Annotated in this window: 7 protein-coding genes; all 7 read right to left on the bottom strand. The window is 49.8% G+C overall.

Going from position 1 to position 7,525, the window contains the following annotated elements; genetic code table 11:
• Window positions 1-1,145: DUF4910 domain-containing protein (locus VFG09_08200; protein HET6515126.1), on the bottom strand; the 1,145-nt coding region annotated here is incomplete at its 3' end.
• Window positions 1,142-1,672, bottom strand: coding sequence for a dTDP-4-dehydrorhamnose 3,5-epimerase (gene rfbC / locus VFG09_08195; protein ID HET6515125.1), 531 nt, complete (start codon window positions 1,670-1,672; stop codon window positions 1,142-1,144). The genes rfbC and VFG09_08200, both read right to left, overlap by 4 nt.
• Window positions 1,669-2,907, bottom strand: a complete 1,239-nt coding sequence (locus tag VFG09_08190) for a class I SAM-dependent methyltransferase (GenBank protein HET6515124.1) — start codon at window positions 2,905-2,907, stop codon at window positions 1,669-1,671. The genes rfbC and VFG09_08190 overlap by 4 nt, the downstream gene beginning before the upstream one ends.
• 5 nt (window positions 2,908-2,912) lie before the next feature.
• Window positions 2,913-3,974 carry an SDR family oxidoreductase gene (locus VFG09_08185; GenBank protein ID HET6515123.1) on the bottom strand — a complete coding sequence of 354 codons (1,062 nt, stop codon included), beginning with the start codon at window positions 3,972-3,974 and terminating at the stop codon, window positions 2,913-2,915.
• Between the two features lie 205 nt (window positions 3,975-4,179).
• Window positions 4,180-5,280, bottom strand: coding sequence for an NAD(P)/FAD-dependent oxidoreductase (locus VFG09_08180; GenBank protein HET6515122.1), 1,101 nt, complete (start codon window positions 5,278-5,280; stop codon window positions 4,180-4,182).
• A 3-nt stretch (window positions 5,281-5,283) separates the two neighbouring features.
• Window positions 5,284-6,054 carry a glucose-1-phosphate cytidylyltransferase gene (gene rfbF / locus VFG09_08175; GenBank protein ID HET6515121.1) on the bottom strand — a complete coding sequence of 257 codons (771 nt, stop codon included), beginning with the start codon at window positions 6,052-6,054 and terminating at the stop codon, window positions 5,284-5,286.
• A gap of 580 nt (window positions 6,055-6,634) precedes the next feature.
• On the bottom strand, window positions 6,635-7,525 hold an 891-nt coding region (locus VFG09_08170), incomplete at its 5' end, for a sigma-54 dependent transcriptional regulator (GenBank protein ID HET6515120.1).

Below are 7,525 nucleotides of genomic sequence, written 5' to 3'. Positions count from 1 at the left end.
GCCTGGTACAGGCCTCTCTTGCCCAATTGCGGTTCGCATTTTGGATTCAGACTGATATATTTATTATTGTTTTCGAGAATGTTCACAATGGAGAGGAGCCTTGAGAATGAGTCAGAAAGGTATTCAGGCCGGACAAAACCGAGATTATCTGCAGACGTATGGTATTCCGGATAGCGGCCATGGGGCGTCCTCATGAGGCAGCCGACGGGCAGGTTGAACCCTGGAGAGCAGTATTGACGCTCGTCATAGCCGAAGGGGATAAAGTCAAGTATTTCGAAATCTTTGCATGAATTTCTGAGGACATTGATCACCGCCCTGTCTATCTCCGCATTGCCCTGGCGGCTCCTCTTGTAAGTAAATCTTCCAGAATCACCGAGACAGGCGGCAACGAGGCCGTGTTTTATCCTCGAAACATTCTGCTCGTTCAGGAAAAGCCAGGTTATTGAGCCGATGGTCCCGGGAATGAAGAGAAACCGGTAAGAATGCTTCACAGAAAGCGTGGCGAGATGCTTTCCAAGGAAAACAGAAAGGACGATTCCCGAGAGGTTATCGTTACAGAGCGAGGGATGGCACATATGGGAGGAAAGTAAGACCTCATCTCCTGTTTCCCCCTCGATCAAGTATTCACCATAGGTTAAATGACCGTCTTCGAGGGAGGAATCAATGAAGACTTCATACTCCTCTTCCCCGAGATCCTCGAACTGTTTATGGCTCATGCAGAATGCCCAGTTCTCCTTATAGTATGAGGTCCTGTAGGGGATCCAATCGGGATATCCCGGAAGTGTAAAGAGATGCTGTTTCAACTCGTTGAGGGAGATCTTTTTCTTTACGGGGACACTGTAACTCATTACATGCAAATTGTTCTCTCTGAAATCGATGATCTTTTCACCTCTTGCGTTTCTGACATAGGCATCTCTTATGTTCCATTCCTTGGGTGCAGTCCAGTCAAAGACTTTGGTCCCGGTAGGGACCTCATGAATTGTAAGGGGGATATGCCTGCTGAGAATCTCCAGTGTTTCTCTCACCCCGTTGCCTGTAATGCTTCTGCAGATAGGGTACAGTTCGGACATGAGCTGATGCATATCCTTGCCAGTTGTTTCGGCGTCAGACTTCATCACCATCGTCTGCCCCACCGATCGGTTCATGGCATGAAATCCGGGAACTGCCTGTCTTTCTCAGATATGACAGACGCTTCGGCAGGCCACTGAATTCCGAAAACGGGATCGTTCCACCTGACACCCCGCGCGTGGCCTGCGCTATAGCACTGGGACATCTGGTAAAAGACCTCTGCATTGTCAGTGAGCGTTATGAACCCATGGGCAAAACCCTCGGGGATATAGAACATTCTTCTGTTTCCGGCGTCCAGTTCCACCGATATCCATTCCCTGAATGTCGCTGAATGCGGTCTTAAATCGATAATAACGTCGAATATTGCTCCTCCCGTACATCTGACCAGTTTGGCCTCTTCGAAGGGCGCAGTCTGATAATGCATGCCTCTCAGTGTTCCCTTCTTTGCATTGTACGAAATGTTACATTGGGCCACATTGGTATTGAGTCCATGAGCCTGAAATTCTTTTTGACACCATGTCCTGGCAAAGAAGCCCCGGTCATCGCTTAACGGCTCGGGATCGATAACGTATGCGCCCCTCAGTCTCGTCTCCGTGAAAATCACAATATTCTCACCTCAGGGATGAAGACGACGAATTTCCCTCCCCACTCACGTATGGAAGACATCTGGTCCATGATCTCTTCTTTGAGGTTCCAGGGAAGGATTATAAGATAATCAGGCTTCGCATCCGTGATTCTGTCGGGATGGTAGATAGGGATGTGAGTGCCCGGTAGATAATGGTCCTGTTTGTGGGGGCTCCGGTCTACGGTAAAATCGATGAAATCAGTTCTGATGCCACAGTAAGTCAGGAGGGTGTTTCCCTTAGCCGGAGCGCCGTACGCTGCTATTGACTTTCCGCTCCTCTTTGCCTCAATCATAAACGTAAGGACCTTCCTCTTTGTTTCCTTCACCTTCTCATTGAATGACTGATAACTGTCAAGGCTTGCAAGGCCCGCAGAAGCCTCCTTCTTCCGCAAATCATGTATTTTCCGGTCAACCGGTCTCGATTCATCCTCAGCGTGGCGTGCATAGATGCGCAGTGAACCACCGTGCGTGGGTAGTTCATCCACGTCAAAAAGGGTAAGCCCATGGCTTGCAAATACCTTCTCTACTGAAAGAAGTGACAGATAGGAATAATGTTCGTGATAGATTGTATCGAACTGGTTCTCATCTATGAGACGCATGAGGTGAGGGAATTCCATGGTAATAACGCCTCTCGGCTTTAACACAATCTTCATTCCCGCAACAAAGTCATTGATATCAGGCACATGGGCAAGCACATTATTGCCGAGGAGAAGGTCGGCATGCGTTCCCTGAGCGGCTAATTCCCGGGCAGTCTCCGTTCCGAAGAATTTGACGATTGTCGGGATGCCGGCCTCCTGAGCTGCCTTTGCCACATTCTTTGCAGGTTCGATGCCGAGAACTGGAACGCCCTTCTCTTTGAAATACTGAAGGAGATACCCGTCATTGCTCGCTATCTCAATGACCTGGCTTCGCGAATCAAAGCCGAAGCGATCGACCATGAGGCCCGTGTAGTCTCTTGCATGCCTGAGCCATGACTCGGAATAGGAAGAAAAATATGCATAATCGCTGAAGATCTCTTCCGGAGATTGAACTTCTGGTAGTTGAACGAGATAACATCTGTCACAGACATAGACGCAGAGCGGATAATGGGGTTCCATCTTGCGGAGCTGTTCCTCTTTCAGATAGGAATTCGCCAGAGGCGATACCCCCAGATCCACGAAAACGTGATGTAAAGGAGTCTTGCAGAAACGGCATACATTGTCGGCACTCTTCATCTTTTTCAGGCTTCCTGGCAGTGTGTGGTCCATTCGAGTTTTTCTGTCAGAAGGTTCTTGCTCCTGAGAGATGTCAGGACCTTCAGTCTCATAAATTGAGAATTGCGGAAATCCCTGTCTTTGAAACCCATATCTTCCAGACCGTCCCTCAACTCCTTTATGGTGGTCAGGAGGCCGACCTGCGGCTGGTAATCAGGCGCCAGTTTCTTAAAGAGATCGAAGCTCACTCTGTAGGACCGTTTATCCGGTTGTGCATCCTTGTTGATGGAGACTTCGATACCAGGAATAACCTCAGCTACGGCCGCAGCCAGATCTTTGACCTGATAGTTCCATTCGTTGCTTCCGATATTTATGGCCAGAAAATCTCCTCCGGCAGACGAATCCCTGACTATAGCCCAGTCTATCGCCCTTGCCATGTCTTTTACGTTGATCAACGGTCTCCAGGGGGTCCCGTCGCTGAGGATCGTAATTTTCTTTGAGGCGACGGCGCCTGCAACAAAGTCATTCAGGACCAGATCGAGCCTGAGCCTCTCACTCATCCCGCAGGCTGTTGAGAATCTTAGGCTTGTCACCGTGAAATCCTTGTCGGCAATCTTCTCCAGGTCTTTCTCAGCAAGGGTTTTTGATTTGGCATAGGCTGTAAGCGGATTTAACTCGGAAGTTTCGGTCTTTGCGCCGTCTTCCGCAAAACCGTACATGCTGCAGCTGGAAGCATAAACGAGCCTTTTTACCCCGGCCTTCTTTGCCTTCCTCGCAACTTCTATGGCAGCACGATAATTAATATCATAGGTTGGCTCTTCAAAGGTGTTCCCCATGGGATCATTCGAAATAGCGGCAAGATAGACGACGGCATACACGTCACGAAGGAGATCCTCAGACATGCTTCTCACATCCGCAAAATGCTGCACGTCAACTCTGCACTCCGGGAGGATCTGTGCGTTCGTCAGACAGTTCGCAAAATATCCTGTGTCGAGGCCTATTAACGTAGCCTCGGGACGCGAAATCCTGATTCGTTGTATGACAGATGGACCGATGTAACCCATGTTTCCTGTAATTAATATCTTCATGTCGCCCTCACTGGTCAATTGTTGTATCTCCCTTCCCGGCGCAAAAGTGCACATAGAAAGGACATTCCTCGTGATTCTTCGACCTGCAATATTCTTCTAACTGAAAGGGACTCGGCTTGTAGGTTTCTCCGCCGGCCCTGCATATGACGTCATTGTGGTGTGCCAGCTGAGGGCATTTCATGGCTTCCGATCATCGTTATCGTCATCAGTGGTTCACGTTGAGCATCTCCCTGACCTGCCTGGCTATGGCCGGCGCAGCTGTGAGCCCCGGAGATTCTATGCCGACGAGATTCACGAAACCCGGCAGGTCCTCACTGATAACAAAGTCACGGAAGCCTTCACCAACGCCCTGCAACTTCGGTCTGATGCCGGACATGTCAGGAGAGATGTCCTCTCTGCGAAGGAAGGGGAGGAACTTCACGGCAGAGTCGTAAAAGCGGTCGGCCTTAGCGGCGTCGACCCGGTAATCCTCAACTCTATCGATATAGGTTGCGTCGGGTCCGAGTTTCAGCCGCCCCTGGAGGTCCATGGTCAGGTGAACGCCCAACCCGACATGGTTCTTCTCGGGAACAGGGTAGATGAGCCTCCGCACGATCCCGCTTCTCACATTGTTTATACTGAAATAGTCTCCCTTACAGTAGTGATGGGCGTATGTCCTGCCGGCCAGTCCGGCAATGACGTCTGACTCCAGTCCCGCGGCATTAACAATCATCTCAGTAAGAAGATCAAAGCTTTCTCCCTGCAAGTTTACCGTGCCAACCCGGTAACCTCCGGCGATTCGTTCGATCTCCACAACCTTTGTCCCGCAGACCAGTTCCGCCCCTTTCGTCTTGGCAGTGCTGAGGTAGTAGTCCATGAGGGCATGGGCGCTCATGATACCCGTATCAGGAGAAGAGAGGGCTGCGACGGCCCTGATGTTCGGTTCCATCTCACCGATTTTGCTTCGTTCAATGAAAGAGACTGAAGAAACGCCGTTCTTAAGGGCGTTCTCCATGAGATCTTCGATCTGTCCCGTCTCTGCTTCCGAGGTTGCGATTATCAGTTTGCCGGTCTTCCTGTGAGGAATCTTGTTCTTTAAACACGTCTCATAGAGCATCTCCCTGCCCTCAACGCATAACCGTGCCCTCAGTGAACCCGGCGGGGCGTATATTCCGGCATGAATCACCTCACTGTTTCTTGAACTGATCCCCATGCCATGGGACGTATTCTTTTCCAGGATATATACGTTCCGGTTATGACCGGACAGCTCTGAGGCTATTGCCAGACCGATCACCCCTGCCCCTATGATTGTTATATCAGCGTCCATCAGCTACCAGACGAGCCAGGGAGCCTTCCCCGAGTTCCAGAGCTCCTCGAGAGTATTCTTTTCCTTCAGCGTGTCCATGCATGACCAGAAGCCGTAATGCCGGTACCCCATGAGCTGGCCGTCACGGGAAAGCCGCTCCACAGGGCTCCGTTCCCATATTGTCTGGTCGTCTTCGATATAATCGATAGCCTTGGGGCTGAGCACAAAATAGCCTCCGTTGATCCATCCTTCGGATGATTCGGGTTTCTCATAAAAGGAATTGATCCGGTCGCCGTCAAAGGCGATCCTGCCGAAGCGTGAAGGAGCTCGAACTGTCGACACCGTAGCGATCTTCCCATGGTTCCGATGAAATTCCAGGAGAGCCTTGATATCTATGTCGCTGACACCGTCTCCATAGGTGAACATAAAGGCCTCCTCATTCTCAAGCCATTTTTTAAGTCTCTTAAGCCTCCCTCCGGTCTGAGTATGCAATCCGGTATCGATGATATGGACCTTCCATCTTGGCTGATTGCCGTCGTGTATAATCGTCTTTCCCTGGGTCAGGTCGATGGTGATGTCATTGTTGATAGCATAGAAATTGAGGAAATATTCCTTTATCGACTCAGCCTTATAACCGACTGCTATGAGAAATTCGTTAATGCCGCTGGCAGCATAGATGTTCATGATATGCCATAATATCGGTTTGCCGCCGATCTCGACCATTGGCTTGGGACGGAGGACTGTCTCTTCTGACAACCTCGTGCCGAACCCTCCCGCAAGAATGACCGCCTTCATGAAATCACCTCCTCTTCTTCACTTAAACGAGTGTTACCAAATGATAAGGTTGTTTTGGGTTTAGAGGAGCATCCGCCTGAAAAACGAGATCGCTCATATCTTCAGGTTCCAATTCAATGCTCCGCCCACTGAGTCACATCTGCGTGAATGCAAACCCAGCAGGTATTGGGGCGAGACTGTTGAGACAATCCAACGAAGAGCAATTGTTATGCCGAAGAGGAGACCCTGGGAAAAGACCAGTTGAAGAATTCATGCCTTAGAAACTCCATCTCCTTGAATAATAAACATTTTTGTGCTATATGGGGATCGGGTACGAATGAACAAGGTGTTGGGTGCGAAAGCATGGTCCGCTCAATGTATCTGTTTGCTACATCTGAAAATCTAAGGGTGTTTCCATTGGATACAAGAAAAGGCTGGAAGGCTGAGTAACAATATGGAGGTCTGACAGACAATACTCGGGCACTCTGAGCGATGAAGTGGTAGGCTTTTTGATCAATCCCAGGCAATCATATCCAAGGATACGGAGCGGCAATTCCTCAACATATGTTCTTTGATGAATGGATCCCTTCTGAAAAGGTTTCTACTCGATGGAGATGGGGAATTCATTAAGGCGCTTGTAAAAGGCCTTCCTCGATATGCCCAACATCTTGGCTGCCCTTGATTTGTTCCCTTTGCATGCGGCAAGGGCATCTCTGACCGCCTGCATCTCAAGCTCTTTGAAGGTCTTCATAGTATTTTGAATGACGGGCTGTCTGTTGAGAAAGAGACATTCCTCGGGGAGTTCCTTGAGAGTCACTTTTTCGCCGCGAGCGAGCACGACAGCTCTTTCTATGACATTCTTGAGTTGTCTGACGTTGCCGGGCCAGGAGTAATTCTGGAGCATTCTCATGGCCTGGTCAGACAGGGTAAGCGTCTTCTTTTCCCGCATGCAGGCTTCGTTGAAGAAATCAGAAACGAGGAGTGGCACGTCTTCTTTTCTTTCCCGCAGAGGAGGCACTTTCACTTCTATGACATTTATCCGGTAAAAAAGGTCCTCTCTGAACTTGCCTTCCTGAACTTCCTTCCGTAAGTTCCGGTTCGTAGATGAGATGAGTCTGAAATCGACCTTGACTTTCCTGCTGCTGCCAAGCCTCTCGATTTCCCTTTCCTGAAGGACACGGAGAAGTTTTGCCTGCAGCGAGAGTTCCAGTTCGCCGATCTCATCCAGGAAGATTGTGCCGATACCGGCTTCTTCAAATTTCCCGATCCTCCTTGAAACTGCTCCGGTGAAAGCACCCTTTTCATACCCAAAGAGTTCCGACTCCATGAGTTCTTTTGGTATGGCCCCGCAGTTGACCGCAATGAAAGGAGCTTCCCTTCTCCTGGCAGAGTTGTGAAGGGCCCTTGCAATAAGTTCCTTTCCTGTGCCCGTTTCACCGGAGATAAGGACGGTGCTGTCTGAGTCTTTAACAGCATCGACAGTCTTGAATAT

It is taken from the genome of Thermodesulfovibrionales bacterium, assembly GCA_035686305.1.
Lineage (GTDB): Bacteria > Nitrospirota > Thermodesulfovibrionia > Thermodesulfovibrionales > UBA9159 > DASRZP01.
The sequence above is the reverse complement of the archived record's forward strand: the minus strand, read 5'-3'. Positions and strand labels throughout refer to the sequence as shown.

Excerpts from the sequence above, each read along its gene's own strand:
- rfbF (HET6515121.1), bottom strand. The coding sequence starts at position 6,054 with ATGAAGGCGGTCATTCTTGCGGGAGGGTTCGGCACGAGGTTGTCAGAA.
- VFG09_08185 (HET6515123.1), bottom strand. The coding sequence starts at position 3,974 with ATGAAGATATTAATTACAGGAAACATGGGTTACATCGGTCCATCTGTC.
- VFG09_08190 (HET6515124.1), bottom strand. The coding sequence starts at position 2,907 with ATGAAGAGTGCCGACAATGTATGCCGTTTCTGCAAGACTCCTTTACAT.
- VFG09_08180 (HET6515122.1), bottom strand. The coding sequence starts at position 5,280 with ATGGACGCTGATATAACAATCATAGGGGCAGGGGTGATCGGTCTGGCA.